Source organism: Hydrogenophaga sp. FG152 (assembly GCF_057809615.1).
This window is the reverse complement of sequence record NZ_JBMDKH010000002.1, coordinates 87,835-111,760: the sequence shown is the minus strand read 5'-3', so window position 1 is coordinate 111,760 and position 23,926 is coordinate 87,835. Positions and strand designations below refer to the sequence as shown.

Sequence of the window (23,926 nt, the reverse complement as noted above, 5' to 3'; positions counted from 1 at the left end):
AACCCCCAACCCACCATGAGCCTCACCCTCGATCAAGCCCGGCAGATCCTCGACGCCGCCCTCGCCACCTCCAAGGAGAAGGGCTACCCGCCCATGGCCATCGCCGTGCTCGACGCCTCGGGCCACCTCAAGGCCTTTGTCAGCGAAGACGGCGCCAGCATGTTCCGCTTCGACATCGCCCGGGCCAAGGCCTGGGGCGCGGTCGGCATGGGCGTGTCCAGCCGCACGCTGAGCGAGCGCGCCAAGGGCAACCCGAACTTCTTCGTCTCGCTCTCGGCCACGGCCGAGGGCAAGTTCCTGCCGCAGACCGGCGCCGTGGTAATCAAGGACGCGCAGGGCCAGTTGCTCGGCGCGGTGGGCGCCAGCGGCGGCACCGGCGATGAAGACGAGTTGATCTGCCTGGCCGGCGTGGCCGCCGCCGGGCTGGTCAGCGGCTGACACCGGAGCGCGGCCCGCGCGCCTGAGACAACACCACCCAGGGGCATCCAGGGTCCGGCTTCGCCGGCCCGAGATGCCGTCCCCCTCCCAGCCGAAGGCGCCAGAGAGGGGGAAGCCGCGCAGCGGCGCAGGGGGTGTTCACTTCACGGCAAGCCGCGCAACAGCACGTCGCAGAAGAACTCGGCCGGCGGCGACAGCGGCAGGTCGGGCCGTCGCACCAGCACGATCGCCGGCGCGGGCAGGCGCTCGCGCACCGGAATCACGTCCAGCAGGTCGCGCGTCATCGCGAAGTCCATCCACTGCCGGGGCAGCATGGCCAGCAGGTCGGTCTGCACCAGCGCCACCTGCACCGACAGCGCCGAGTGCGCGCTCAGCATCACGCGCGGCGCGGGCTGGCCGTGCGTGGCGAACAGCCGCGCCAGGTCTTCCTCGGCGTTGTAGTCGATGGTGGTGCTGGCCCAGTCGGCCCCGGCCAATGACTTGAGGCTGCGCACGCGCGCCAGCGGATGGCCCTTGCGGCAAACCACCACGCGGGTGTTGTCGCACAGGTGCTGCATGGCCAGGCCGGGTGCGGTTCTCTGCGAAGGAGCCGCGCCCAGGTAGAAGTCCAGGCTGCCGTCGCGCAGCGCGCCCTCCACCGCCGGCATCAGGCTCTCAGTGAGGTTGAGCTTGACCTTGGGGTAGGTCTTGCGGAACACCGACAGGGCGTCGGGCAGCATGCCCAGGTGCGGCATGATGGACAGCGCCACCGACACCGTGCCTTCGTAGGCCGGCCCGGGGTGCTGCACCTCTTCGCGCGCGCGGCGCGCCTCGCTGGAGATCACGCAGGCCCGCCGGTGAAAGCGCACGCCTTCGGCGGTCAGCACCATGCCCGTGGTCTGCCGCGCGAACAGGCTCACGCCCAGCTCCCGCTCCAGCGCGCGCACGCTGCGCGTGAGCGCGGGTTGCGGCATGTCCAGCCGCCGGGCGGCCGAGCGCAGGCTGCCATGTTCGACGATGGCCATCAGGTGCTGCAGCTGATCGAGTTTCATGCGCGGGCGTGTCTCCAGGGGGATGTGATTTTCGTATCACTTTCTCAATCACGCCATCTTATTGGAATCCTCCCGTTTCCCTAGAGTCCGTTCCACCCCATCGCAGGGGGACATCAGACCAACGATCCGGAGACAAGACATGACCCTCATTTCCCGACGCCGCCTGCTGCCCGCGGCCTGCCTGCTGCTGGCCCTGGGCAGCACCGCCGCCATGGCCCAGGCCTGGCCGAACAAACCGGTGCGCATGATCGTGCCCGTGGGCGCCGGCTCCGCGCCCGATGTGATCGCGCGCATCGTCGGCGAGAAACTCGCGCTCGCCTGGGGCCAGGGCGTGGTGGTGGACAACCGGCCCGGCGCGGGCGGCATTCCCGGCATGTCGGCGCTGGCCCGCTCGGCACCCGACGGTTACGCCATCGGTTTCGTGCCGGCGGCCATGGGCACCATCACGCCGCTGGTGTTCAAAAACCCGCAGTTCAACCCCGACACCGACCTCTCCCCCGCCGCCACCGTGGGCATCAGCCCACTGATGCTCGTGGTGCCCGCCGACAGCGGCGTGCAGTCGATGGCCGATCTGGCCAAGCACGCCAAGGCTCACCCCGGCAAGGTGAACTTCGCCGCGCCACAGCTCAACTCACTGCCTCACCTGGCAGGCGAGATGGTCAGCAAGGCCGGCGGCATGGGCACGTTCACCGTGCCCTACCGCACGCCGCCGGAGGCCGTGGCCGCCGTGCTCGCGGGCGACGCCAGCTTCACGGTGGACGGCGTGCCCAGCCTGCTGCCGCACGTGAAGTCGGGCCGGCTGCGCGCCATCGGCGTGACCTCCGCCAAGCGCCTGCCCGGCATCGAGGTGCCCGCCGTGGCGGAAACCTACGCTGGCTACGAGGCCATCGGCTGGTTCCAGATCATCGTGCCCGCCGGCACGCCCACGGCGATCGTCGAGCGCATCAACGCCGACGTGAACCGCATCACCGCCTCGCCCGAGGTCACCGCCCGCCTGGGCGAACTGGGCGTGTACCCGCGCCAGGACAGCGTGGCCGGCGCGCGCGAGTTCTTCGTGCAGCAGCAGGCCGCGATGAAGCATCTGGTGAACGAACTCGGCGTGCAGCCGCAGTAAGCCACCCCCCTTTTTTTCACACCGCCCGAAGGCACCGGTTGCGCCGGTGCCCGAGGCGAACTCACCCGACCCACAGGAGAACCTCACCATGACCCCACGCAAGAAAGCCCTCGTGACTGGCGGCGGCACCGGCATCGGCCGCAGCGCCGTGCTGGCCCTCGCCCAGGCCGGCTACGACGTGGCCATCAACTACGCCTCCAGCGCCAAGGCCGCGCAGGCCGTGGCCACCGAAGCCCAGGCCCTGGGCGCGAAGACCCTGCTGCTGCAGTGCGACGTGAGCGACGACGCCGCCGTGCGCCAGATGCTGGCCCAGGTGGGCGAGGCCTTCGGCCACCTGGACGCGCTGGTCAACAACGCCGGCACCACCGCGACCTGGAAGGTCAAGGACCTGGAGAGCCTGAAGATCGACGAATGGGACCGCACCTTCGCGGTCAACGTGCGCGGCAACTTCCAGGTCAGCCGCGCCGCCGTGCCCCTGCTGCGCCAGGGCAAGGCGCAAGGCGGCGAGCCCTGCATCGTCAACACCGCGAGCATCGTGGGCCTGCGCCCCGGCCCGCAGCCCCTGCCCTACGCCGCGAGCAAGGCCGCGGTGGTGAGCCTGACTAAGATGCTGGCCTGGAACCTGGGCCCGGACATCCGCGTGAACGCCGTCGCCCCGGGCTGGATGGAGGGCGACTGGATGGAACGCATGCTGGGCGACAAGTACGACGCGCTCATGGGCGCGCGCGCCAAGGCCACGCCGCTCAAGCGCTGCGTGACCGCCGACGACGTGGCCGAGGTGATGCTCAACCTGATCCAGGGCATGCGTTTCGTGACCGGCGAGGTCGTCGTCATCGACGGCGGCTTCACGAGCTCGACCTGACCGAACCACCCAGGAGACCATCATGCTTGAAGGATTCGTTCCCTTCCCTCCCGAGTACGCCGCGCGCTACCGCGCCAAGGGTTACTGGCGCGACCAGTCGCTGGCGCAGGAGTTCGACGCCGTGTTCCAACGCTACGCCGGACGCGTGGCCTTGATCGACGGCGACGTGACCTACACCTACGCCGAGCTCGACCGCGTCACCACCAACCTGGCGCTGAACCTGCTCGAACTCGGTCTGAAACCGCTGGACCGCGTCGTGCCCACGCTGCCCAACGTGCACGAGTTCGTGCTGCTGTACTTCGCGCTGCAGAAGATCGGCTGCATCCCGATCGCGGCGCTGGTCACGCACCGCTACGCCGAGATCAGCCAGTTCGTGCAGCTCTCGGGTGCGACCACCTGCGTCTACCCGGACACCTCGGGCGACTTCGCCTTCGCACCGGTGATCACCCGGGTGCAGGCGGAAAACCCATCGCTGAAGTTCCGCCTCGTGCTCGGCGAGGCCGGGCCTGGCGAGGTCTCGCTGTGCGAGCTGATCCACAAGCCCGCCACGCTGCCGGCCTCGCGCCTGGCCGAGATCCGCATCGACCCGACCGACCCCTGCATCTTCCAGCTCTCGGGCGGCACCACCGGCATCCCCAAGCTGATCCCGCGCACCAACAACGACTACGCCTACAACTCCAAGGTGGCCGCCGAGGTCACGGAGATCGACGCCGAGTCGGTGCTGCTGCTGGTGCTGCCCATCGCGCACAACCTGCCGCTGGCTTGCCCCGGCATCCAGGGCTTTCTGTTCAAGGGCGCCAAGGTGGTGCTGCACGCCAACACGCGACCCGCCGAGATGTTCGCGCTGATCGAGAAGCACCAGGTGACGCACCTGAAGGTGGTGCCCGCGCTGCTGATCCGCCTGATCAACGACGACGCGGCCGAGGCCTTCAACCTCTCCAGCCTGAAGCTGATCCAGAGCGGCGGGCAGCGCATGCAGCCCGAGGTGCGCGCGAAGACGCGCGCCCTGATCCCCGGTGTGTTCGTGCAGGAGAACTTCGGCATGTCCGAAGGCACGCTGATGTTCGTGCGCGCCAGCGACCCGGAAGAGGTCAAGCTCGAAACCTGCGGCCGCCCGGTGTGCGACGACGACGAGGTCCTGCTGCTCGACGACGATGGCCGCGTGGTGCCCGACGGCGAGGTGGGCGAGTTCACCGTGCGCGGCCCGTACACGCTGCGCGGCTACTTCGGTGTGCCCGAGTACAACGCACGCCAGTTCACGCCCGACGGCTTCTACCGCTCCGGCGACCTGATGCGCAAACACCCCAGCGGCAACTACATCGTCGAAGGCCGCAAGAAGGACCTGATCAACCGGGGTGGCGAAAAGATCAGCGCCGAGGAGGTGGAGAACCTGATCCTGATGCACCCCGCGGTGCAGAACGTGGCCTGCGTGCCCATGCCCGACGCGGCCCTGGGCGAAAAGATGTGCGCCTTCGTGATCCTCAAACACGGTCAGTCGCTGCACCTGAAGGAACTCGTCGGCTTCCTGCTCACCAAGGAGATCGCCAAGTTCAAGCTGCCCGAGCGCCTGGAGGTGCTGCCGGACTTCCCGGTCTCCACCTTCGGCAAGGTGTCCAAGAAGGCCCTCGGCGAAGCGATCGCCCGCAAGCACGCGGAAGAAGAGGCGGCCCGCCGCATCCCCCACTGACCACAGAGAGAAGAGAACCGACATGCGCATCATCGACCTGCACTGCTACCCCGGCACCCCGACCTGGATCGAGTCCCAGGGGCCCTACCCCGCCGAGCTGGCCCGCTACTGGAAGCGCGACTGGGTGGGCAAGACCGAAGAAGACGTGATCGCCGAGTTCACCGGCGCCGGTGTCGAGGCCTGCCTGGTGGCCCTGGACCTGGAGACCACCGTCGCCGCCCCACCCTGCACCAACGAGTACGTGCACGGCATGTGGAAACGCCACCCGGAACGGGTCATCCAGTGCTGGGGCGCGGTGGAACCGGCCAAGGGCGAGATCGCGATGATCCAGGCCCGCAAGGCGGTCCGCGAGCTGGGCTTCATCGGCTTTCACTTCCACCCCATCATGCAGCACTTCGCCGTGAGCGACCGGCGCCACTACCCGCTGTTCGAGGAGATCAACGCCATGGGCGCGGCGGTGATGATCGACGTGGGCACCACCGGCATGGGCGCCGGCATGCCGGGCGGCAACGGCGCGCTGGTGCGCCACGCCCACCCGAAACACATCGACCAGCTGGCTGCCGATTTCCCGAACCTCAAGATCATCATGGCCCATCCCGGCTGGCCCTGGGTCGACGAGACCACCGCCGTGGCACTGCACAAGGGCAATGTGTACTGGGAGATGTCGGGCTGGGCGCCCAAGCACTTCCCGGGCAACCTGAAGGTGGACATCCGCGGCCGGCTGCAGGACAAGATCATGTTCGGCAGCGACTACCCCAGCCTGCCCTACGAGCGCATCCTGCGCGAGTGGGACGAGCTGGGCTACAAGCCCGAGGTGATGGAAAAGATCATGCACGGGAACGCCGAGCGCGTGCTCGGCTTGTAACCCCCCGCGTCGGCTTCGCCGCCACCCCCCGGGGGGCGACGCTGGCGGCCCGGCAAAGCCGGTTCCGCGGCGTCCTCGACCTGACTCCCCTTCACGCCTACCTGGTCTCACTTCATGAACGCATATCTCTGTGACGGCGTGCGAACGCCGATCGGCCGCTACGGCGGCGCGCTCTCGGCCATCCGCACCGACGACCTCGGCGCCCTGCCCCTGCAGGCCCTGATGGCGCGCCACCCAGGGCTGGACTGGGACCAGCTCGATGAGGTGGTCTACGGCTGCGTCAACCAGGCCGGCGAGGACAACCGCAACGTGGCGCGCATGAGCGCGCTGCTCGCGGGCTTGCCGCTCACCGCGGCGGCGGTCACGGTCAACCGCCTGTGCGGATCGGGCCTGGAGGCCGTGGCGGGTGCCGCGCGCGGCCTCGCCTCGGGCCAGATGCAGCTGGCCATCGCCGGCGGCGTGGAAAGCATGAGCCGCGCGCCGCTGGTGATGCCCAAGCCCACGGCCGCGTTCTCGCGCCACGCCGAGGTGCACGACTCCACCATCGGCTGGCGCTTCGTGAACCCGCGCATGGAAGCCCTGCACGGCGTGGACAGCATGGGCGAGACGGCCGAGAACGTGGCCCGCGAACACCGCATCTCGCGCGCCGACCAGGACGCCTTCGCGCTGCGCAGCCAGCAGCGCGCGGCCGCAGCCATGAAATCGGGTGTGCTGGCGCAGGAAATCGTGCCGGTGTCCGTGCCCAGCCGCAAAGGCGCGGTCACGCGGGTGGGCATGGACGAGCACCCCCGCGCCGACACCACGGCCGAGAGCCTGGCCGCACTCAAGCCGGCCTTCCGCAAGGGCGGCACCGTCACCGCCGGCAACGCCTCGGGCGTGAACGACGGCGCGGCCGCGCTGCTGATGGCCAGCGAAGCGGCCGCGCAGCGCCACGGCCTGCGGCCCCTCGCGCGCATCGTGGGTGCGGCGAGCGCCGGCATCGCGCCGAGCGTGATGGGCTTCGGCCCGGTACCGGCGGTGCACAAGCTGCTGGCACAGACCGGCCTGCGCGTGCGCGACTTCGATGTGATCGAACTCAACGAGGCCTTCGCGGCCCAGGGCCTGGCGGTCACGCGCGCGCTCGGCCTGCCCGACGACGCCGCGCACGTGAACCCGAACGGCGGCGCCATCGCCTTCGGTCACCCCCTGGGCATGAGCGGCGCGCGCCTGGTGCTCACGGCGGCGCGGCAGCTGCAGCGCAGCGGCGGGCGCTACGGCCTGGTGACCATGTGCGTGGGCGTGGGCCAGGGCGTGGCCCTGGCGATCGAACGCGTGGGAGACACCGCATGAACGAACCCGCCATCCTCATCGAACGGCGCGGCCCCATCGCCCTGCTCACCCTCAACCGGCCGGACACCCGCAACGCCCTGAGCGGCGAAGCCATGTTCGCGGCGTTCGAGCAGACCTTCGCGGCCTTGAACGCCGACCTGGGCGTGCGCGTGGCCGTCCTCACCGGCGCGGGCAGCGCCTTCTGCTCGGGCGGCAACGTGGCCGAGATGCGCGACCGCACCGGCATGTTCGCCGGCTCGCCCGAGCAGATCGCCCAGGGCTACCGCGAGGGCATCCAGCGCATTCCGCGCGCCTTCGAGGCGCTGCAGGTGCCCATCATCGCGGCGGTCAACGGCCCGGCCATCGGCGCCGGCAACGACCTGGCCTGCATGTGCGACCTGCGCATCGCGTCCAGCACCGCGCGCTTCGCCGAGAGCTTCGTCAAGGTCGGCATCGTGCCGGGTGACGGTGGCTGCTGGCTGCTGCCGCGCGTGATCGGCCACGCGCGCGCGGCCGAGATGGCGCTCACCGGCGATGCCATCGACGCCGAAGAGGCCTTGCGCTTCGGCCTGGTCTCGCGCGTGGTCGCGCCCGAGGCCCTGCTCGACGAGGCCTTGCGCCTGGCCGGGCGCATCGCGGCCAACCCGCCGCAGGTGCTGCGCTGGACGCGCCAGCTGCTGCAGCAGGCCCGCACCGGCACGCTGGACGAGGCGCTCGTGGCCGCCGGCCGCCTGCAGGGCCTGGCCCACCACACGGCCGACCATGCCGAGGCCGTGGCCGCCTTCTTCGAGAAGCGGGCACCGGTGTTCAGCGGGGGCGCGGCATGAGCGAGGGCATCCTGCTGGAAGAGCGGCCCTTCGAAGGGGTGGCCCTGCTGCGCCTGAACCGGCCCGAGGTGTTCAACGCGCTGAACCTGGCCCTGCGCCACGCGCTGGCCGAGGCCTTCCGCCGCCTGGACGCGGACCCGTCAGTGCGTGTGCTGGTGCTGGCCGGCGGTGCCCGCGCCTTCTGCGCGGGCGCCGACCTCAACGAGTACGTGGACGCCACGCCTATGGACCTACTCGCACGCCGGCACGACCTGCTCTGGGGCCCCATCGCCGCCTGCCGCAAACCGGTGATCGCGGCGGTGCGCGGCCACGCCCTGGGCGGCGGCTGCGAGCTGGCGCTGCACGCCGACCTGATCCTGGCCGGGCGCAGCGCGCGCTTCGGCCAGCCCGAGGTGAAGGTGGGCATCATGCCCGGCGGCGGTGCCACGCAGCGGCTCACGCGGGCGCTGGGCAAGTTCGGGGCGATGAAGCTGCTGCTGCTCGGCGAACCGATCGACGCCGAGACCGCCTCGCGGTGCGGCCTGGTGGCCGAGGTGCTCGACGACGAAGCGGTTGACGCCACCGCCCTGGCCCTGGCGCAGCAGCTGGCCGAGCTGCCGGCGGTGGCGCTGCGCCTGATCAAGGAGTCGGTGCTGATGGCGATGGAAACGCCGCTGTCGGCCGGCCTGGAGTACGAGCGCAACGCCTTCCAGACCGCCTTCGCCAGCCCCGACAAGCACGAGGGCATGCGCGCCCGGCTCGACAAGCGGCCCGCGCGGTTTTCCCGCTAGGGACGCAAGCCCTCGTTCGCCTCGCGCCGGTTCACCTCGTGGAACAGGCCGCGCAGCCAGCGGTTGGCCGGGTCGTGCTGCATGCGGCGGTGCCAGAACTGCTGCACGTCGATCACCGGCACGGCGAACGGCAAGGCGATGCGGCGGATGGCGATGTGGCGCTCCATCACCGTCGCGATGTCCTCCGGCACCGTGGCCACGAGGTCGGTGCCCGGCAGCAGCGACAGCAGGCTCATGAAGTGCGAGAGCTCCAGCGTCACGTGGCGCTGCCAGCCTTTCTCGTCGAGGTAGCGGTCCAGCAGGTGCTCGCGCCCGTCGGGCCGCACCACCACGTGCCGCGCCGCCAGGTACTGGCGCTGCGTCATGCGCTCCACCGCCGGCCCGGCGTGCGCGCAGCTCACGCAGGCGTACGAGGTCTTGAACAACGCCTGCTGGAAGAAGCCGGCCTTGTGCAGGTCGGGAAAAAACCCCACGGCCAGGTCCGCCTCGCCCGACTCCAGCGCCTCGGCGGCGGCGAAGCGCGTGCGCGCCGTGGCCCGCAGGCGCACCTGCGGGGCCTCCTGCCGCAGCCGCCGCAGCACGCCGGGCAGGAAGGCCACCTCGCCGATGTCGGGCGTGAGGATGGTGAAGGTGCGCTCCGCCCGTGTGGGGTCGAAGCTGGCCTTCTGCAGGATCTCGGCGTTGATCGTCTCCACCACGCGCTGTACCGCCGGCGCCAGCTCCATCGCACGTGGCGTGGGCTTCATCTGCGTGCCGGCGCGCACGAACAGCGCGTCGTCGAACACGGTGCGCAGCCGCGCCAGCGCCGCGCTGGTGGCCGGTTGGCTCAGACCCAGGGCCTCGCCCGCGCGGCCCACGCTGCAATGTTTCGCCATGGCGTCGAACACCACGAGCAGGTTCAGGTCCACGTTCCGGATATCCATGGCATGGATTCTATGAATCCACGCAGCCGTCTGGTCATCCACGGCACAGATCCCTAGCATGCGCAGCGGACTCTTCCCACAACCACCGGCGCCGCACGCACGGCGCCCCCAGGAGACAAGACCATGAAACGCAGAGACTTCGCGGGAGCCGCGCTCCTCCTGCCGCTGGCCGGCGCCTTGCACGCGCAAACCCCGGCCTGGCCGCAGCGCCCGGTGAGATTCATCCTGTCGCAGCCGGCCGGCGCCGGCCCCGACATCCTGGCGCGCTACGTCGGCGAGCAGCTCGCCCGCGTGTGGAACCAAGGCGTGGTGGTGGAGAACCGCCCGGGCGGCCAGAACGTGATCGGCGCGCAGGCCGCCGCGCGCTCGGCCGCCGACGGCTACACCTTCTACTACGCCACCACCGCCGCGATGGTGACCAACGCCTTCACCTTCAAGGCCCTGCCCTACGACCCGGTAAAGGACTTCGCGCCGGTGCGCCTGGTGGGCCGCAGCCCCTTCGTGATCGCCACCACTGCCGCCGCGCCGTTCAAGGACCTGGCCCAGGCCCTGGCCGCCGCCAAGGCGCAGCCGGGCACCGTCACCATCGGCACCGAAGGGCCCAAGACCTTCTCGGGCATGCTGGCCGACAGCGTGGCCGTGAAGGGCGGCGTGAAGCTCAACCACGTGTCGTACACCAAGGGCCCGGAAGCCATCCAGGACCTGATCGGCGGCCGCATCCAGCTGGTGTGCCTTCCCGACGCCGCGCTCACCGCCTTCCTCAAGAGCGGCCAGCTGCGCGCGCTCGCCATCAGCACCGCGCAACGCCAGCCCGACATGCCCAACGTGCCGGCCCTGGCCGAGACCTTCCCCGGCTTCGAGTACACCGGCTGGAACGGTCTCTTCGCGCCCGCCGGCACGCCGGCCGACGTGGTGGCGCGCGTGAACCGCGACCTGGAAACCGTGCTGCGCCAGCCCGAGGTGGCCCAGCGCCTGCAGACCCTGGGCTCGCTGGCCGAGCCGAAGATGTCGGTGCCCGAGTTCGAGGCCTTCATGCGCGGCGAGCACGAGCGCTGGCGCGAGGTCATCAAGTCCCTCGGCATCACGGCGGAGTGAACGGCGTGGCGGCACTGGCTCCCTGCACCTGCGGCGGCATCGACGTGCATGCGCACGTGGTGCCCGAGAACTTCCCGGCCTACATCGGTCGCAGCATGCCGGCCGACTGGCCGTCCATGGCGCCGGCGCAGCCCTGCCACCGCCACGTGATGATCGCGGGCAAGAACTACCGCACCGTCGCCGACAAGTGCTGGGACGTGCCCAAGCGCCTGCAGGACCTGCCCGGCATGGGCCTGGCCCTGCAGGTGATGTCGCCCATGCCCGAGCTGCTGTCGTACTGGATGCCGGCGGCCGATGCGCAGCAGCTGCTGCGCTTCCTCAACGACCAGATCGCCGCCATGGTGGACGCGGGCGAAGGCCAGCTGGCCGGCCTGGGCGCCGTGCCGCTGCAGGACGTGGACCTCGCCATCCGCGAGCTGGAATACGCGGTGAAGACGCTCGGCTTCGCGGGCGTGGAGGTGGGCAGCAACATCAACGGCGTGCCGATCGGCGCGCCGGTGTTCGACCCTTTCTTCGAGGCCTGCGAGGCGCTGGGTGCGGCGGTGTTCGTGCACGCGATCCGGCCCGCCGGCATGGAACGCCTGGTGGGCCATGCCCAACTGCAGCAGGTGATCGCCTACCCTGGCGACGTGGGCCTGGCCGCCGCCTCGGTGATCACCGGCAACCTGCTGGTGCGCCGGCCGAAGCTGCGCATCGCCTTCAGCCACGGCGGCGGCACGCTGGCCTCGCTGCTGCCGCGCCTGCAGCAGGGCTGGGGCGTGTTCCCCGCCCTGCGCGACAGCGTGCTCGAAGCCCCGGCCGATCAGGCGCGCCGCCTGTTCTACGACACCCTGGTGTTCGACACGCCCACGCTGCGCCACCTGGTGGCCAGCTTCGGCGACACGCAACTGATGGTCGGCACCGACTACCCCTTCAACTTCCACGACGCCACGCCGGTGCAGCGCATCGAAGCCGCCGGCTTCGACGCCGACACCACCGCGCGCCTGGTGCACCAGAACGCCGAGCGTTTTCTCGGCCGGCAACACAAGAAAGTGACCGCCCCATGAGCTCCCCCTGGATCGAGGCCGTGCGCAGCGTGGCCCTCAACGTGCCCGACCTCGCGCAGGCCGAAACCTTCTACACCGAGGTCTGGCGCCTGAGCGTGGCGCACCGCAGCGAACAGACGATCTACCTGCGCGGCACCGGCAGCGACCACCACCTGCTCGCGCTGCACGCGGGCGGCCCGGTGCCGCAGATCCGCCAGGTCACGCTGCGCGCGCGCAGCCTCGACGCGCTGCGCGCCGTGGCCGACGCCGTGCCGCGCGCGGGCGGCACCCTGCTCTCGCCCATCGGCCCTCTCACAAACGACCCGGCCGGCGGCACCGGCCTCACGCTGCGCGACCCGCACGGCCGCGTGCTCCAGATCGTTCACGGCGATGCGCGACCCGAAGACACCGGGCCGCAGCGCGACCGGCCCGCGCGGCTCACGCACGTGGTGCTCAACAGCCACGCGGTGGACGAGACGCAGCGCTTCTTCACCGAAGCCCTGGGCTTCACGCTGGCCGACCGCACCGTGGCCATCGCCTTCATGAACTGCAACAGCGACCACCACACGCTCGCGGTGGGCGTGGCCGACAACGACGCGCTCAACCACATCGCCTTCCTGATGCCCGACGCCGACTCGGTGATGCGCGGCGGCGGCCGCATGAAGGACGCCGGCCACCCCATCGAGTGGGGTCCCGGCCGCCACGGCCCGGGCAACAACCTCTTCAACTACTTCATCGACCCCTTCGGCATCGTCATCGAGTACACGGCCGAGGTCGAGCAGGTGGACAGCAGCTACGTGCCGCGTGGCCCGGCGGACTGGAAGTGGCCACCCGGCCGCGTCGACCAGTGGGGCATCTCGCCCCCGCCCGGCGCCACCCTGAAGGAAGCGCAACGCCGCGTGCTGTTCGCGCCCCTGCCCTGAACCCGTTTTTTCTTCTGCAACCTGACCGCACCATGAAATTCACCACCTACCTGCGCGATGGCGCGCCTCGCCTGGCCGTCGTCGACGGCGCCGACCTGATCGACCTGAACGACGCCCAGCCCCAGGTGCCCGCCGACCTGCGCGCCGCGCTCAAGGCGGGCGTGGACCTGCACGCCGCTGCGAACGCGGCGCTGGCCGCCAAGGCCGCACGCCAGCCCCTGGCCGGCACGGCGCTCGCCCCGCTGGTGCCCGAACCCGGCAAGACCGTGTGCCTGGGCCTCAACTACTTCGACCACGCCAAGGAAGGCGGCCGCGAGAAGCCCGACTACCCCTGGTTCTTCTACCGGGGGAGTTCCTCGCTGATCGCGCACGGCGACGCCGGCGTGGTGCCCCGCGTCTCCGGCAAGTTCGACTACGAGGCCGAACTCGCCGTCGTCATCGGCCGCAAAGTGCCGCGCCACACCACGCAGGCGGACGCGCTGGCCCATGTGTTCGGCTACAGCTGCTTCAACGACATGAGCGTGCGCGACTACCAGAAGCGCACGCCGCAATGGACCATCGGCAAGAACTTCGATGGCACCGGCGGCTTCGGCCCGGTGCTGGTGACCGCCGACGAACTGCCGCCCGGCGCCGCCGGCCTGAAGATCCAGGGCCGCCTCAACGGCCAGGTGATGCAGGACGCCAACACCAGCGACATGATCTTCAGCGTGGCCGAGACCATCGCGCTGCTGGCCGAGGTGCTGACGCTGGAAGCCGGCGACGTGATCGTGATGGGCACGCCCGCCGGCGTCGGCCAGGCGCGCACGCCGCCGGTGTGGATGAAGGCCGGCGACACCTTCGAGGTGGAGATCGAGCGCATCGGCACGCTGGTCAACCCCATCGTGAACGAGCGGGCCTGACCATGCACCACGACCTGTTCGATGTCGCCATCGTGGGCTGCGGGCCTTCGGGCGTGGTGGCCGCGGGCCTGCTGGGCCAGGCCGGCCTGCGCGTGTACGTGTGCGACCGGCTCACGGAGGTCCACGAAATCCCGCGCGCCATCGCGCTGGACCACGAGATCATGCGGGTGTTCCAGCAACTGGGCGTGGCCGAGGCCGTGGCGCCGTTCTGCGAGCCTTTCACGCCTTCCGAGTATTTCGGCGTGGACGGTCAGCTGATCCGCCGCATGACCATGGTGGCGCCGCCCTTCCCGCAAGGCTACACACCTTCGATGGTGTTCACCCAGCCTGAGGTGGAGCGCGTGCTTCGCGAGCGCGTGGCGCAGATGCCGAACGTGGTGATGGACCTCGGGGTGGAGATGGACACGCTGTCGCAGGACACACAGGGCGTGAGCCTGTCGCTGCGCGACGGCCGCACCCTCCATGCCCGCTACGCCATCGCCTGCGACGGTGGCTCCAGCCCGGTGCGCACACAACTGAACATGCCGCTGGAAGACCTGGACTTCGACGAACCCTGGCTGGTGGTGGACGTGCTCATGAACGAGCGCGGCCTGGCCAAGCTGCCCAAGGTGAGCGTGCAGTACTGCGAGCCCGAGCGGCCCTGCACCCTGGTCATCGGCCCGAAGAACCACCGCCGCTGGGAAATCTCGCTCAACCCGGGCGAAGACCCGAAACACGCCGCCACACCCGAAGCAACCTGGCGCCTGCTCTCGCGCTGGATCACGCCCGAGGACGGCACGCTGTGGCGCCAGTCGAGCTACCGCTTCCACGCCCTGGTGGCGCAGCAGTGGCGCCGGGGCCACGTGTTCCTGGCGGGCGACGCGGCGCACATGCAACCGCCCTTCCTGGGCCAGGGCATGTGCCAGGGCATCCGCGATGTGAGCAACCTCGCCTGGAAACTCGCGGCCGTGCTGCGCGGCGAAGTCACCGGCGCGAGCGCCGAAGCCCTGCTCGACAGCTACGGCGACGAGCGCAAGGCCCACGTGCGCGAACTCACCAGCCGCATCAAGCACGTGGGCGCGGTGATCTGCCAGCGCGACCCGGTGAAAGCGCGCGAGCGCGACGCGGCGATGCTGGCCCAATGCGGCGGCAAGGTGAAAGACACGCCGCGCCAGGACATCCTGCCGCCGCTGACCACCGGCTGGCTCGCCGCGCAGGACCACCATGCCGCGCGCGGCAGCCTGTTTCCCCAGCCCTGGCTGCTGCGCGGCCCGCAGCGCCAGCGCATGGACGCCATCGCGGGCAACGGCTGGCGGCTGGTGCTGGCCCCCGGCCAGACCGCGCCCGGCATCGCGGGCGCCCTGCCGTGGCTGCGCACCGTCGCACTCGGCACGGCGGACGCACTGGAGACCGACGGTGTGGCCGAGGCCTGGCTGCAACGCCACCAGAGCGTGGCGGCGCTGGTGCGGCCGGACAACTATGTCTATGGCGTGGCCGGCACGGCCGACGAGGCGGCGGCGTTGGTGGCGGCACTCGCCACGCGGCTGGGCGTGGCGGCCGAGGCTTGCGCGGCCTGAAAGCACCAACCACCTTTTTTGTTGAACCAATGATGGGAACAAGCAACTCAAGGCCCCAGGCGGGCCTTGTGCCCTTGTCTCTGTGAAACCCTGGTTCAACCATGCCCAACCTGTTCACTTGTTTCTCCGCGTCCCGCAGCAAGCCACACATCTCCACGAACACCTCTTCCGACACGGCAGGTGTGGAAAAGCGCTGGGCCGCACTGCCCCCAAAGGACGTCCAGGCCCTGTCGGACCCCGAATTTGTCGATGTGCTGAAAAGCGCCGCCGATCACATCGACGGCAACCCTCGCACGGCCCGGCATGTGATGGACTGCCTGCAGGGAAAACGTGCACCGGACGATGCCGACACCTGGCTCCAGGACAAGAACCTCGATCACGATCAGAAGCGCATTTGCGCGGCCCTTTTCCGGGCGAACCGCTATGGCCACACCGAATCGGCAGACAAGTCGCGAAGCAAGATCGCCTATCTTCTGGAACGGCTGAGCGAGCAACGGCCGACGGAGACGCCATCCGTCATCGAGCATGTGCCGCCTGAGAAGACTGCCCCGGGCATCGACGAGATGATCGCCGACATGGTGGCGGAAAGCCAGGTTCAGGTGGAGAAGGTCCGCGACAAGGTTATGCGCGTTGCGAAACACAAGGGAAGTATTTTCGACGAAGACAAGCTGAGCTCCCACATTCGACCCTTCCTGGAGATCCGATGGCGGGCAGTGCTCGATGCCTGCCTGGCGGGCGACAGCGAAGACATCCTTCAGCGCTTGCAGGCATTGAAGCTGGTTCCCGTGACTTCAATGCCGGCAAATTACAGGGTGTACTGGCAACGGATCTGCTTCGATGCGCTGGTCGTCGCAATCAAGCATCACAAGGACGACCCCATGATCCAACCACTGCTTGATCGCGTGCAGGACAACATTTGCGAATTGGACAGCCAGCAGGACTACGCGCTACGGGAGTGGATGCGCACGAGGTTGGTTGAGCTGGGAAGGACAGATCGGGAAACCTTTCCGTTGCTGTCCCATGCGGCCTTTCAAAAGACCCATTCCATGCAGGCGCTCCAACAGCGACTGGACGGGTTTCTGGCCGCGCAGGACCAGACGGCGCCGAGGGACAGCAGCCAGACCCAATGGGATCAGATGCTCTGCGAGGCCAAGAAGGCGCCGGCGAAGGATGCGCACTACATGTGGTACGCCTATCCCCAACTCCGCTTCAACAAGGAAGAGATCGGTGTCGAACCGACCTGGATCGCCCAGCAATTTGGCATCGAGGATGTGTACGAAGCGATGGCCTACCTGGAACACCCCATCCTGGGCGACCGGCTGAGAACCTTATGCCGCCACCTGTTACGTCGGACCGACCTCACGGCCCAGGACTTCTTCCGTCACGACACCTGCAAGTTCCAGTCTTGCCTCACCCTGTTTGCCTTGGCGACCCAGGAGTTCAGAATACGGTTCAGCCACTCGATCGACACAGAGCACGCGGCGCTAGACAAAGCGCGCTGGGATGAGGATGAAGCCCTGTTTCTCGACTGCCTGGGTCGCTTCTTCGATGGCGAGGCTGACAAGAAAACCGAGACCCGCCTTGGCAGGACGCTGCAGAAAACAAGCGAAACGCGACCCTGAAAGAGCTGTGGGACGAGGTGGCGAATCGTCCACCCCCCCGTCACAAGCACAACCCCATCGGGGTGTAGCGAGGCGCCCGCTGCCGCTTCACACCTTCGAGAAATCCGGCTTCCTGCGCCCCATGAACGCACCGAACGCCTCGCGCAATTGGCGCGCCACTTCCGCCAGCTGCTCTGGTGCAGTCCGGCGTTTGGATGGAGCCGGGGCGGAGGAACACGCCCACGTTCGACCCCCGCCCCTTCTGGTTGCTCGAATCCGGCGTGTGTCACCGCTCGAGACGCAGAGCGCGTCGTACTTTGCGGTATCCGCGAGGATGCAGATCTATCGGGAGAGCAACAACATACTGCTTTCATACCGCATTCGTGGAGAACCGCTATCGGGTGTCGCCGGGCTCTGCACCGCTCGAACGTGCCGCGTTCATTCAGCGATGCCCATGGATTTCGCCCATCGACGGATGGTGGCACGGAGCCGACGCTGACGCGCGTCATCCATGGGCATGGTGGCGACGAGGGCCTGCACCTGCTCCAGCGCGACATAACGGTGTGCGAGCAGCGCCAGGCAGAAACCGCGAGCCTTCGCCGATCGCGCCTTCGATCTTTTCGGCGAGCTCGGGTTTTTGCAGAGGGTAGATGTCCGCCTCTGCCGACACCGTGAAAACCGCGTCCGGGTTCGGGATGGAGCCCAGGATCGACTGGCTGCCAATGATCATGAACTCGTACTGGTCCGTCACATCGGCACTGGCGCGAATGATGTGTTCGAGTTCTTCGCGAGTCATGGTTCTGCCTTGCTTTCCGTGCCGCCCAGCACGATGCCTTTCTTGAGCCCGCTCACCTGAGTCAGGATGCGCTGGCGTGCATTGTCAGGAAGCACCGTCACCAGGGGCGAGGCCTGCCGAAGCTCCTGCGCTCGACGGGTTCGCCCCAAGGCCTTGCGCCATCGGCCATGGTCCAGGATGTCCTGCCATTCGCTCCACAACCCACTGGAGCGCGACGGGCCGGATCGGCGCCAACGATCCAGCGTGTCCTGCGCCCGCTGCAGCAAGGCCGGATTGACACGGACGAGGCGCACCGCCTCTTCATGGAGCGCCAGACTTTGCAGATCTTGAATCTGATGGCGCGATTCGTCGGACGAGACCAGCACCTGCACGACCGGCCTGGCGCGGCGGGATGTGGCGGCTGCACCGCCAGGCGGCGCCGGTTGCAAGGCATCGCCCGCCAACAGCGCCAGTTCACCGCTGATACCCAGGACCGACATGACACGCAGGTAGGTGCCGATGGACGGCCCAGGGTCGCCGGCTTCAACGGCGCTGAGCGTGGTGCGCGAAATGCCCACGCGACTGGCCATGTCCACCGCACTCAGGCCTTGCGCCTTGCGCAGGCGCTTGAGCCGGTCACCCAACTGCAAAAGCAATTGGCGTTCCAGCACAGCGGCATGGTTCAGCTCGTTCATATGTCCAATATTATGAACATATCACTAATAATTGTCCATTTTTTTGGACAAATGAAAAACGGCTTCCGAAGCGGCCGTTCTTCGCCTCACACCTTCGAGAAGTCCGGCTTCCTGCGCTCCATGAACGCACCGAACGCCTCGCGCGCCGCCGGCTCGCCCAGCATGCGGCCGAAGCTGGCCCCCTCTTCGGCCATCACGGCCAGCACCTGCTGCGTCTGGTGTTTCTTCATCAGGCGCTTGGTTTCGATCAGCGCGCTCAGGGGCTTGGCCGCGAGCTTGCGCGCCACGGCCTGGGCGTAGCCGGCGGCCTCCATCGGCGGCAGCACGCGGTTGACCAGGCCCACTTCCAGCGCGGCCTCGGCCATGAAGGGTTCGCCCAGCAGCAGCGCCTCGGCGGCGCGGTGGTAGCCCAGCATCTGCGGCACCAGCAGGCTGGACGCGGCCTCGGGGCACAGACCGAGGTTCACGAAGGGCATGGAGAAGGCCGCGTTGTCGCCCGCATAGACCAGGTCGCAGTGGAACAGCATCGTGGTGCCCACGCCCACGGCCGGGCCGCACACCGCCGCCACCAGCGGCTTGGGGAACTGCGCGATGCCGCGCAGGAAACGGAACACCGGCGAGTCGACCCCGGCGGGCGGGTTGTTGAGGAAGTCGGCAATGTCGTTGCCGGCGGAGAAGATGGTCTCGTTGCCCTGCAGCACGACACAGCGCACGGTGGCGTCGTCCTGCGCGGCCTGCAGCGCGTCGGCCAGCTGGCCGTACATGGCGGCGGTGATGGAGTTCTTCTTGTCCGGGCGGTTGAAGGTGAGGGTGCTGACGCCGGCTTCGGTGTGGACGAGGATGTCGCTCATGGGGTGTCTCAGGATGTGCGGGAAGGGACCCGCAAATTACCACGAACGGGCGTGCTTTTTTGAGGCGACCCGTCCAGGGGATGACCGGTGCGTGACAGGGTGTTTCCGGCCGCACCCGGGACACAGCCCCCGCCTACACTTGCCGCTTCCGGGCGCCACGGCGGCGCCGCTGCTCACAGGTGCCGTTCCTCCCATGCCCGCCCGACTCACCGCCCTCTTCGTCCACGGCCTCGCCGGCGCGCTCGCCCTGCTGCTGGCCGGCGCCCCCGCACTGGCGCAACCGACCAGCCCCGCCCCGCAGGCCGAACGCCCGCGCGTGGGCCTGGTGCTTTCGGGCGGCGGGGCGCGCGGCTTCGCGCATGTGGGCGTGCTGAAGGCGCTGGAGGCGGCGCGCGTGCCGGTGGACCTGATCGTGGGCACGTCGATGGGGGCGATCGTCGGCGGCCTGTACGCCAGCGGCATGACGGCGGACGAACTGGAGCGCGAGATCCTGGCGGTGAACTGGGGCGACCTGTTCGACCGCCGCGAGCCGCGCCAGCTGCTCTCGCAGCGCCGCAAGGAAGAGGATTTCGAGCTCTCGCCGGTGCTGATGCTGGGTTTCCGCGACGGCGCCTTCGTGCTGCCCACGGGCGCGGTCTCCACCCGCTCGCTGGAGATGCTGCTGCGCCGCTACACGCTGTCCACGCGCCACCTGGCGAACTTCGACGGCCTGCCCACGCCGTTTCGCGCGGTGGCCACCGACATGGAGACCGGCAAGGCCGTGGTGCTGGACCACGGCGACCTGGCGGCCGCGCTGCGCGCGAGCATGTCGGTGCCGGGCGTGTTCTCGCCGCTGGCGGTGGACGGTCGCATCCTGGGCGACGGCGGGCTGGTGGACAACCTGCCGATCGCGGTGGCGCGCCGCATGGGCGCGGACGTGGTGATCGCGGTCAACATCGGCACGCCGCTGGCCGGGCGCGAGACGCTGGGCAGCGTGGTGGGCATCACCACGCAGATGGTGAACATCCTGACCGAGCAGAACGTGCAGGCCAGCATCGCCACGCTGACGCCGAACGACCTGCTGCTGACGCCGCCGCTGGGGCAGCTCACCTCGTCCGACTTCGGCAAGGCCCCCGAGCTGGTGAAGATCGGCAACGATTACGCGAAAACGGTGGCCGATGCGCTGGCGCGCTTCTCGGCGGATGCACCGCGCTACCAGCGCTGGGTGGCCGCGCGCGCGGAACAGGAGAAGGCCAACACGGGCCGCATCGGCACCGTGGCCTCGGTGACCTTCGAAGGCGTGAACGAGATCCGCGCCGAGCGCCTGGCCACCGTGCTGGACACCTCGGAAGGCCAGCGGCTGGACGTGCCCAAGCTCGAGAACGACCTGCAGCGGCTCGCGGCCATGGGCGACTTCGAGGCCGTGGACTACACGCTGACCCGGCGCGAGGACGGCGCCGAAGACCTCAAGGTGCACCTGCGCGAGAACGCCTGGGGCCCGAACTACCTGCGCGTGGGGCTGGACCTGCGCACCGACTTCCAGGGCCAGGGCGCGTTCAACCTGCGCATCAGCCACAACCGGCACTGGCTCAACGACACCGGCGCCGAGTGGCGCAACCGGGTGCAGGTGGGCGAGACGCTGGGCCTCTATTCCGAGATCTACCAGCCGCTGACCCTGCGCAGCGACCGCTTCGCCGCGGCCTACGTGGACGCGAACCTGCGCAAGGTCGAGCTGTTCGGCGCCGATGGCGAAGCTCTGGCGCTGGCGCAGCGGCAGAGCCTGCGCGTGGGCGCCGACATCGGCTGGCCCATGGGCCTGCTCGGCAATGTGGGCGACATGCGCGTGGGCGTGATGGCGGCGCAGCGCAAGGTGACGCCGGAGCTGGTGGCCGCCAGCATCGCGGCCAACACGGCCTCGCTGAAGTGGCGCGAGGTCGGCCTGCGCGGCGCGGTGATCGCCGACCAGCTGGACTACGCCAACTTCCCGTCGCACGGCTACCGGGCGCAAGGCGAGGTGGTGTTCGGGCGGCGCAGCTTCGACGGCGCGCACAGCAGCAGCTTCACCAGCTTCGAGGGCACGGCCACGGCGGTGACGAGCTGGGGACCGCACACCCTCAACTTCGGCGCGCGGCTCGCCAAGACCAACCAGATCCCCCTGGGCGCGATCGACGAGTACTCGCTCGGCGGTTTCCAGCAGCTCTCGGGCTACCGCGTGGGTCAGGTGGCGGGCAACTACCTGGTGTTCGGCCGCCTCACCTACTACCAGCGCCTGCCCTGGAGCGTGGGCGTGGCGCGCGCCCTGTTCGTGGGCGGCTCACTGGAGGCCGGCAACGCCTGGACGGCGCGCCGCGACATTTCGCTGGGCGACCTGCGCGCGGGCTCCAGCCTGTTCGTGGGTGCGGACACCGGCATCGGCCCGCTCTACCTGAGCATCGTGAGCGCGCCGCGCGGCTACACCGGTCTGTATCTCTTCCTCGGTCGGCCCTGAAGGCGCCTCATTCCTTGTAATAGACGATCTGGTTCGTGGTGGCCAGCAGCACGCCCGCCTCGTTCCAGAGCTGCGCGGTCTGGTCGAAGAAACCGTTGCGGAAGGCCTGGCCGCGCGCCTGCGCGAGCAGCCAGCCGCTGCCGGTGGCGGTGTGCTCGGCCGAGCCGGCGTGGAAGTACACCGTCATCGACACCGTCCCCGTGGGCACAGGCTTGGCGCGGCGCAGCCAGACACGCGGGTAGAACACGTCGGCCAGCGCGGACAGGCTAGTGAAGTCGAGCCCGCGCTGCGGTTCGTCGCGCACCCACATCTGGATCAGGCTGGTGTCGCCCTGGCCGTCCCAGCGCTCGGGAATGGTGCCGGTGATGAAGCGCATGGCGTAGCGCTGGGGCCAGGCCACCTGCGGCGCGATGGTGGTGCGCGCGACGCGGTCGGGCGCGGGCACGGCGGGCATGGGCTCGTCGTCCACGCCCCAGGTCTCGCGCCGCACGGCGGTGACGGCGGTGGCCGTGAGCACGGTGGCGGGCGCGCCGCTCGCATCGGGCTGGGTGATCTCCATCACCCAATGCTGGGTGGAGCGGTTGGTGCGCACCGGCCGCGCGGTGATGGCGAACTCGCCATCGGCCAGGGCGGCGGCGTAGTTCACCGTGAGCGAGATCGGCTCGCCCAGGCGCTCAGGGTGCTGCATCACCGACTGCATGGCCGCGGCGGCCGTGATGCCGCCGAACGGCCCCACCATGTTGGCGTAGGCGGGCGAGGTGGCGCCGCGGTATTGGTGGGCGCCGGTGGGGTGCAGCGCGACGGCCTGGTCGAGAGCGTGTGGGGTCATGCGAGGAGTGTGCAAGAGGCCGGAACAATTCAACGTCCGCCTCGCGACAGTCCATCCGGGGCGAAGCAACGCCGATCCAGGGATGCCGCGGAACCGGCTTTGCCGGGCCGCAGGCATCGCCCCCTTTCAGGGGGTGACGCGCCGCAGGCGCGGCGCGGGGGTGGGTCGTCAGACCCTTTCGAAAATGCCTGCGGCCCCTTGGCCCATGCCCACGCACATCGTGACCATGCCGTACTTCTTGTTGTGCCGCTTGAGCGCGTGCACCACGGTGGCCGATCGGATGGCGCCGGTGGCGCCCAGCGGGTGGCCCAGCGCGATGGCGCCACCCATGGGGTTGACCTTGCTCGGGTCCAGGCCCAGGGTGTTGATGACGGCGAGCGACTGCGCGGCGAAGGCCTCGTTGAGCTCGATCCAGTCGATCTGGTCCTGCGTGAGCCCGGCGTACTTCAGCGCGGCGGGAATGGCCTCGATCGGGCCGATGCCCATCAGGTGCGGCGGCACGCCGCGCGAGGTGTAGCTCACGAAGCGCGCCAGCGGCGTGAGGCCGAAGCGCTTGATGGCGGCTTCGCTGGCCAGGATGAGCGCGCCTGCGCCGTCGCTGGTCTGCGAGCTGTTGCCGGCGGTGACCGAGCCGCGCGCGGCGAACACGGTGCGCAGCTTGGCCAGGCCTTCGAGGGAGGTGTCGGGCCGCGCGCCTTCGTCCAGGCTCACGGTGCGCGTGCTCGTGCTGACCTCGGCGCTGGCCAGGTCCACGCTGCGCTCGGTCACTTCCACCGGCGTGATCTCGTCGCTGAACTCGCCGTTCTTCATGGCGAGCACGGCGCGCTGGTGCGACTGCAGGGCGAAAACGTCCTGCGCCTCGCGCGAGACCTTCCACTTCTGCGCCACCTTCTCGGCCGTGAGCCCCATGCCGTAGGCGATGCCGTAGCTCTCCACGTCGTCGGTGTTGCGAAAGATGGTGGGCGAGAGGCTGGGCGAGTTGCCCATCATGGGCACCATGCTCATGCTCTCGGTGCCGGCGGCGATCATCACGTCAGCCTCGCCCACGCGAATGCGGTCGGCCGCCATCTGCACGGCCGAGAGGCCCGAGGCACAGAAGCGGTTGACGGTGATGCCGCCCACGCTGTTGGGCAGGCCGGCCAGGATGGCACCGATGCGCGCCACGTTCAGGCCCTGCTGCGCCTCGGGAATGGCGCAGCCGCAGATCACGTCCTCGATGGCCTTCGGGTCCAGGCCGGGGGCCTGCGCCAGCGCCGAGCGCAGCGCGAGGGCGAGCATGTCGTCCGGGCGCAGGTGCTTGAAGGAGCCCTTGTGCGAACGGCCAATGGGGGTGCGGGTGGCGGCGACGATGTAGGCGTCTTGAATCTGTTTGCTCATGTCGTGTC

The 23,926-nt window shown here is 69.3% G+C and carries 22 protein-coding genes; 15 read left to right on the top strand and 7 right to left on the bottom strand.

The features are described 5' to 3' along the window. Positions 1-15: 15 nt before the first annotated feature. Complete coding sequence (locus ACODTB_RS03280; RefSeq protein ID WP_291111160.1) at positions 16-438, top strand: GlcG/HbpS family heme-binding protein; 423 nt, start codon at positions 16-18, stop codon at positions 436-438. 143 nt (positions 439-581) lie between these two features. Here ACODTB_RS03280 and ACODTB_RS03275 read toward each other — a convergent pair whose 3' ends face one another. Continuing rightward, on the bottom strand, positions 582-1,469 hold the full coding sequence (locus ACODTB_RS03275) for a LysR family transcriptional regulator (RefSeq protein WP_291111158.1): 888 nt from the start codon (positions 1,467-1,469) through the stop codon (positions 582-584). Positions 1,470-1,608: 139 nt separating this feature from the next. Between ACODTB_RS03275 and ACODTB_RS03270 the strand changes: the two genes are divergently transcribed. The 7 genes from ACODTB_RS03270 to ACODTB_RS03240 all read left to right on the top strand — a co-directional run bounded on the left by ACODTB_RS03270 (position 1,609) and on the right by ACODTB_RS03240 (position 8,902). After that, positions 1,609-2,583 carry a Bug family tripartite tricarboxylate transporter substrate binding protein gene (locus ACODTB_RS03270; RefSeq protein WP_488929098.1) on the top strand — a complete coding sequence of 325 codons (975 nt, stop codon included), beginning with the start codon at positions 1,609-1,611 and terminating at the stop codon, positions 2,581-2,583. 88 nt (positions 2,584-2,671) lie between these two features. Next, positions 2,672-3,445 (top strand): SDR family NAD(P)-dependent oxidoreductase, encoded by a 774-nt coding sequence (locus tag ACODTB_RS03265; RefSeq protein ID WP_291111152.1) that lies wholly within the window; start codon positions 2,672-2,674, stop codon positions 3,443-3,445. Between the two features lie 22 nt (positions 3,446-3,467). Then, complete coding sequence (locus ACODTB_RS03260; protein ID WP_488929097.1) at positions 3,468-5,132, top strand: (2,3-dihydroxybenzoyl)adenylate synthase; 1,665 nt, start codon at positions 3,468-3,470, stop codon at positions 5,130-5,132. A gap of 22 nt (positions 5,133-5,154) precedes the next feature. Then, positions 5,155-5,997 (top strand): amidohydrolase family protein, encoded by an 843-nt coding sequence (locus ACODTB_RS03255; protein ID WP_291111147.1) that lies wholly within the window; start codon positions 5,155-5,157, stop codon positions 5,995-5,997. Positions 5,998-6,111: 114 nt separating this feature from the next. Next, positions 6,112-7,326 carry a 3-oxoadipyl-CoA thiolase gene (pcaF, locus tag ACODTB_RS03250; RefSeq protein ID WP_291111145.1) on the top strand — a complete coding sequence of 405 codons (1,215 nt, stop codon included), beginning with the start codon at positions 6,112-6,114 and terminating at the stop codon, positions 7,324-7,326. Continuing rightward, a complete protein-coding gene (locus ACODTB_RS03245) occupies positions 7,323-8,132 on the top strand; it encodes a crotonase/enoyl-CoA hydratase family protein (protein ID WP_291111143.1) in 810 nt (269 codons plus the stop codon). The genes pcaF and ACODTB_RS03245 overlap by 4 nt, the downstream gene beginning before the upstream one ends. Beyond that, on the top strand, positions 8,129-8,902 hold the full coding sequence (locus ACODTB_RS03240; RefSeq protein WP_291111141.1) for an enoyl-CoA hydratase-related protein: 774 nt from the start codon (positions 8,129-8,131) through the stop codon (positions 8,900-8,902). The genes ACODTB_RS03245 and ACODTB_RS03240 overlap by 4 nt, the downstream gene beginning before the upstream one ends. Here the strand turns inward: ACODTB_RS03240 and ACODTB_RS03235 are convergent. Next, positions 8,899-9,825, bottom strand: a complete 927-nt coding sequence (locus tag ACODTB_RS03235; protein WP_291111139.1) for a LysR family transcriptional regulator — start codon at positions 9,823-9,825, stop codon at positions 8,899-8,901. The two genes, ACODTB_RS03240 and ACODTB_RS03235, sit on opposite strands and share 4 nt — an antisense overlap. A 123-nt stretch (positions 9,826-9,948) precedes the next feature. On the opposite strand from ACODTB_RS03235, the gene ACODTB_RS03230 reads away from it, so the two are divergent. The 6 genes from ACODTB_RS03230 to ACODTB_RS03205 all read left to right on the top strand — a co-directional run bounded on the left by ACODTB_RS03230 (position 9,949) and on the right by ACODTB_RS03205 (position 16,945). After that, on the top strand, positions 9,949-10,920 hold the full coding sequence (locus ACODTB_RS03230; RefSeq protein ID WP_291111137.1) for a Bug family tripartite tricarboxylate transporter substrate binding protein: 972 nt from the start codon (positions 9,949-9,951) through the stop codon (positions 10,918-10,920). 5 nt (positions 10,921-10,925) lie between these two features. Beyond that, positions 10,926-11,966, top strand: a complete 1,041-nt coding sequence (locus tag ACODTB_RS03225) for an amidohydrolase family protein (RefSeq protein WP_291111135.1) — start codon at positions 10,926-10,928, stop codon at positions 11,964-11,966. Further along, entirely contained in the window at positions 11,963-12,868 is a 906-nt protein-coding gene (locus ACODTB_RS03220; protein ID WP_291111133.1) for a VOC family protein, read from the top strand. The genes ACODTB_RS03225 and ACODTB_RS03220 overlap by 4 nt, the downstream gene beginning before the upstream one ends. Before the next feature lie 32 nt (positions 12,869-12,900). After that, complete coding sequence (locus ACODTB_RS03215) at positions 12,901-13,767, top strand: fumarylacetoacetate hydrolase family protein (RefSeq protein ID WP_291111131.1); 867 nt, start codon at positions 12,901-12,903, stop codon at positions 13,765-13,767. Positions 13,768-13,769: 2 nt separating this feature from the next. Next, on the top strand, positions 13,770-15,323 hold the full coding sequence (locus ACODTB_RS03210; protein ID WP_291111129.1) for a bifunctional 3-(3-hydroxy-phenyl)propionate/3-hydroxycinnamic acid hydroxylase: 1,554 nt from the start codon (positions 13,770-13,772) through the stop codon (positions 15,321-15,323). A gap of 101 nt (positions 15,324-15,424) precedes the next feature. Beyond that, a complete protein-coding gene (locus ACODTB_RS03205) occupies positions 15,425-16,945 on the top strand; it encodes a DUF1810 family protein (protein WP_291111127.1) in 1,521 nt (506 codons plus the stop codon). A gap of 484 nt (positions 16,946-17,429) precedes the next feature. On the opposite strand, the gene ACODTB_RS03200 is transcribed toward ACODTB_RS03205, so the two are convergent. The 3 genes from ACODTB_RS03200 to ACODTB_RS03190 all read right to left on the bottom strand — a co-directional run bounded on the left by ACODTB_RS03200 (position 17,430) and on the right by ACODTB_RS03190 (position 19,245). Next, entirely contained in the window at positions 17,430-17,720 is a 291-nt protein-coding gene (locus ACODTB_RS03200; RefSeq protein WP_366832729.1) for a hypothetical protein, read from the bottom strand. Beyond that, a complete protein-coding gene (locus ACODTB_RS03195) occupies positions 17,717-18,394 on the bottom strand; it encodes a helix-turn-helix transcriptional regulator (protein ID WP_291111125.1) in 678 nt (225 codons plus the stop codon). Before ACODTB_RS03195 ends, ACODTB_RS03200 begins: the two co-directional genes overlap by 4 nt. Positions 18,395-18,480: 86 nt before the next feature. After that, positions 18,481-19,245: an enoyl-CoA hydratase gene (locus tag ACODTB_RS03190; RefSeq protein ID WP_291111123.1), complete on the bottom strand. Its 765-nt coding sequence runs from the start codon at positions 19,243-19,245 to the stop codon at positions 18,481-18,483. Positions 19,246-19,438: 193 nt separating this feature from the next. On the opposite strand from ACODTB_RS03190, the gene ACODTB_RS03185 reads away from it, so the two are divergent. Beyond that, complete coding sequence (locus ACODTB_RS03185) at positions 19,439-21,712, top strand: patatin-like phospholipase family protein (protein WP_488929096.1); 2,274 nt, start codon at positions 19,439-19,441, stop codon at positions 21,710-21,712. A gap of 7 nt (positions 21,713-21,719) precedes the next feature. On the opposite strand, the gene ACODTB_RS03180 is transcribed toward ACODTB_RS03185, so the two are convergent. Further along, positions 21,720-22,541, bottom strand: a complete 822-nt coding sequence (locus ACODTB_RS03180) for an acyl-CoA thioesterase (protein WP_291111119.1) — start codon at positions 22,539-22,541, stop codon at positions 21,720-21,722. Positions 22,542-22,709: 168 nt separating this feature from the next. Then, positions 22,710-23,918: an acetyl-CoA C-acyltransferase gene (locus ACODTB_RS03175; RefSeq protein ID WP_291111117.1), complete on the bottom strand. Its 1,209-nt coding sequence runs from the start codon at positions 23,916-23,918 to the stop codon at positions 22,710-22,712. Positions 23,919-23,926 lie beyond the last annotated feature (8 nt).

Bases quoted from the DNA above. Each gene is read 5' to 3' on its own strand.
- ACODTB_RS03280 (WP_291111160.1), top strand. From the start codon at position 16: ATGAGCCTCACCCTCGATCAAGCCCGGCAGATCCTCGACGCCGCCCTC.
- ACODTB_RS03275 (WP_291111158.1), bottom strand. From the start codon at position 1,469: ATGAAACTCGATCAGCTGCAGCACCTGATGGCCATCGTCGAACATGGC.
- ACODTB_RS03270 (WP_488929098.1), top strand. From the start codon at position 1,609: ATGACCCTCATTTCCCGACGCCGCCTGCTGCCCGCGGCCTGCCTGCTG.
- ACODTB_RS03265 (WP_291111152.1), top strand. From the start codon at position 2,672: ATGACCCCACGCAAGAAAGCCCTCGTGACTGGCGGCGGCACCGGCATC.
- ACODTB_RS03260 (WP_488929097.1), top strand. From the start codon at position 3,468: ATGCTTGAAGGATTCGTTCCCTTCCCTCCCGAGTACGCCGCGCGCTAC.
- ACODTB_RS03255 (WP_291111147.1), top strand. From the start codon at position 5,155: ATGCGCATCATCGACCTGCACTGCTACCCCGGCACCCCGACCTGGATC.
- pcaF (WP_291111145.1), top strand. From the start codon at position 6,112: ATGAACGCATATCTCTGTGACGGCGTGCGAACGCCGATCGGCCGCTAC.
- ACODTB_RS03245 (WP_291111143.1), top strand. From the start codon at position 7,323: ATGAACGAACCCGCCATCCTCATCGAACGGCGCGGCCCCATCGCCCTG.
- ACODTB_RS03240 (WP_291111141.1), top strand. From the start codon at position 8,129: ATGAGCGAGGGCATCCTGCTGGAAGAGCGGCCCTTCGAAGGGGTGGCC.
- ACODTB_RS03235 (WP_291111139.1), bottom strand. From the start codon at position 9,825: ATGGATATCCGGAACGTGGACCTGAACCTGCTCGTGGTGTTCGACGCC.
- ACODTB_RS03230 (WP_291111137.1), top strand. From the start codon at position 9,949: ATGAAACGCAGAGACTTCGCGGGAGCCGCGCTCCTCCTGCCGCTGGCC.
- ACODTB_RS03220 (WP_291111133.1), top strand. From the start codon at position 11,963: ATGAGCTCCCCCTGGATCGAGGCCGTGCGCAGCGTGGCCCTCAACGTG.
- ACODTB_RS03215 (WP_291111131.1), top strand. From the start codon at position 12,901: ATGAAATTCACCACCTACCTGCGCGATGGCGCGCCTCGCCTGGCCGTC.
- ACODTB_RS03210 (WP_291111129.1), top strand. From the start codon at position 13,770: ATGCACCACGACCTGTTCGATGTCGCCATCGTGGGCTGCGGGCCTTCG.
- ACODTB_RS03205 (WP_291111127.1), top strand. From the start codon at position 15,425: ATGCCCAACCTGTTCACTTGTTTCTCCGCGTCCCGCAGCAAGCCACAC.
- ACODTB_RS03200 (WP_366832729.1), bottom strand. From the start codon at position 17,720: ATGACTCGCGAAGAACTCGAACACATCATTCGCGCCAGTGCCGATGTG.
- ACODTB_RS03195 (WP_291111125.1), bottom strand. From the start codon at position 18,394: ATGAACGAGCTGAACCATGCCGCTGTGCTGGAACGCCAATTGCTTTTG.
- ACODTB_RS03190 (WP_291111123.1), bottom strand. From the start codon at position 19,245: ATGAGCGACATCCTCGTCCACACCGAAGCCGGCGTCAGCACCCTCACC.
- ACODTB_RS03185 (WP_488929096.1), top strand. From the start codon at position 19,439: ATGCCCGCCCGACTCACCGCCCTCTTCGTCCACGGCCTCGCCGGCGCG.
- ACODTB_RS03180 (WP_291111119.1), bottom strand. From the start codon at position 22,541: ATGACCCCACACGCTCTCGACCAGGCCGTCGCGCTGCACCCCACCGGC.
- ACODTB_RS03175 (WP_291111117.1), bottom strand. From the start codon at position 23,918: ATGAGCAAACAGATTCAAGACGCCTACATCGTCGCCGCCACCCGCACC.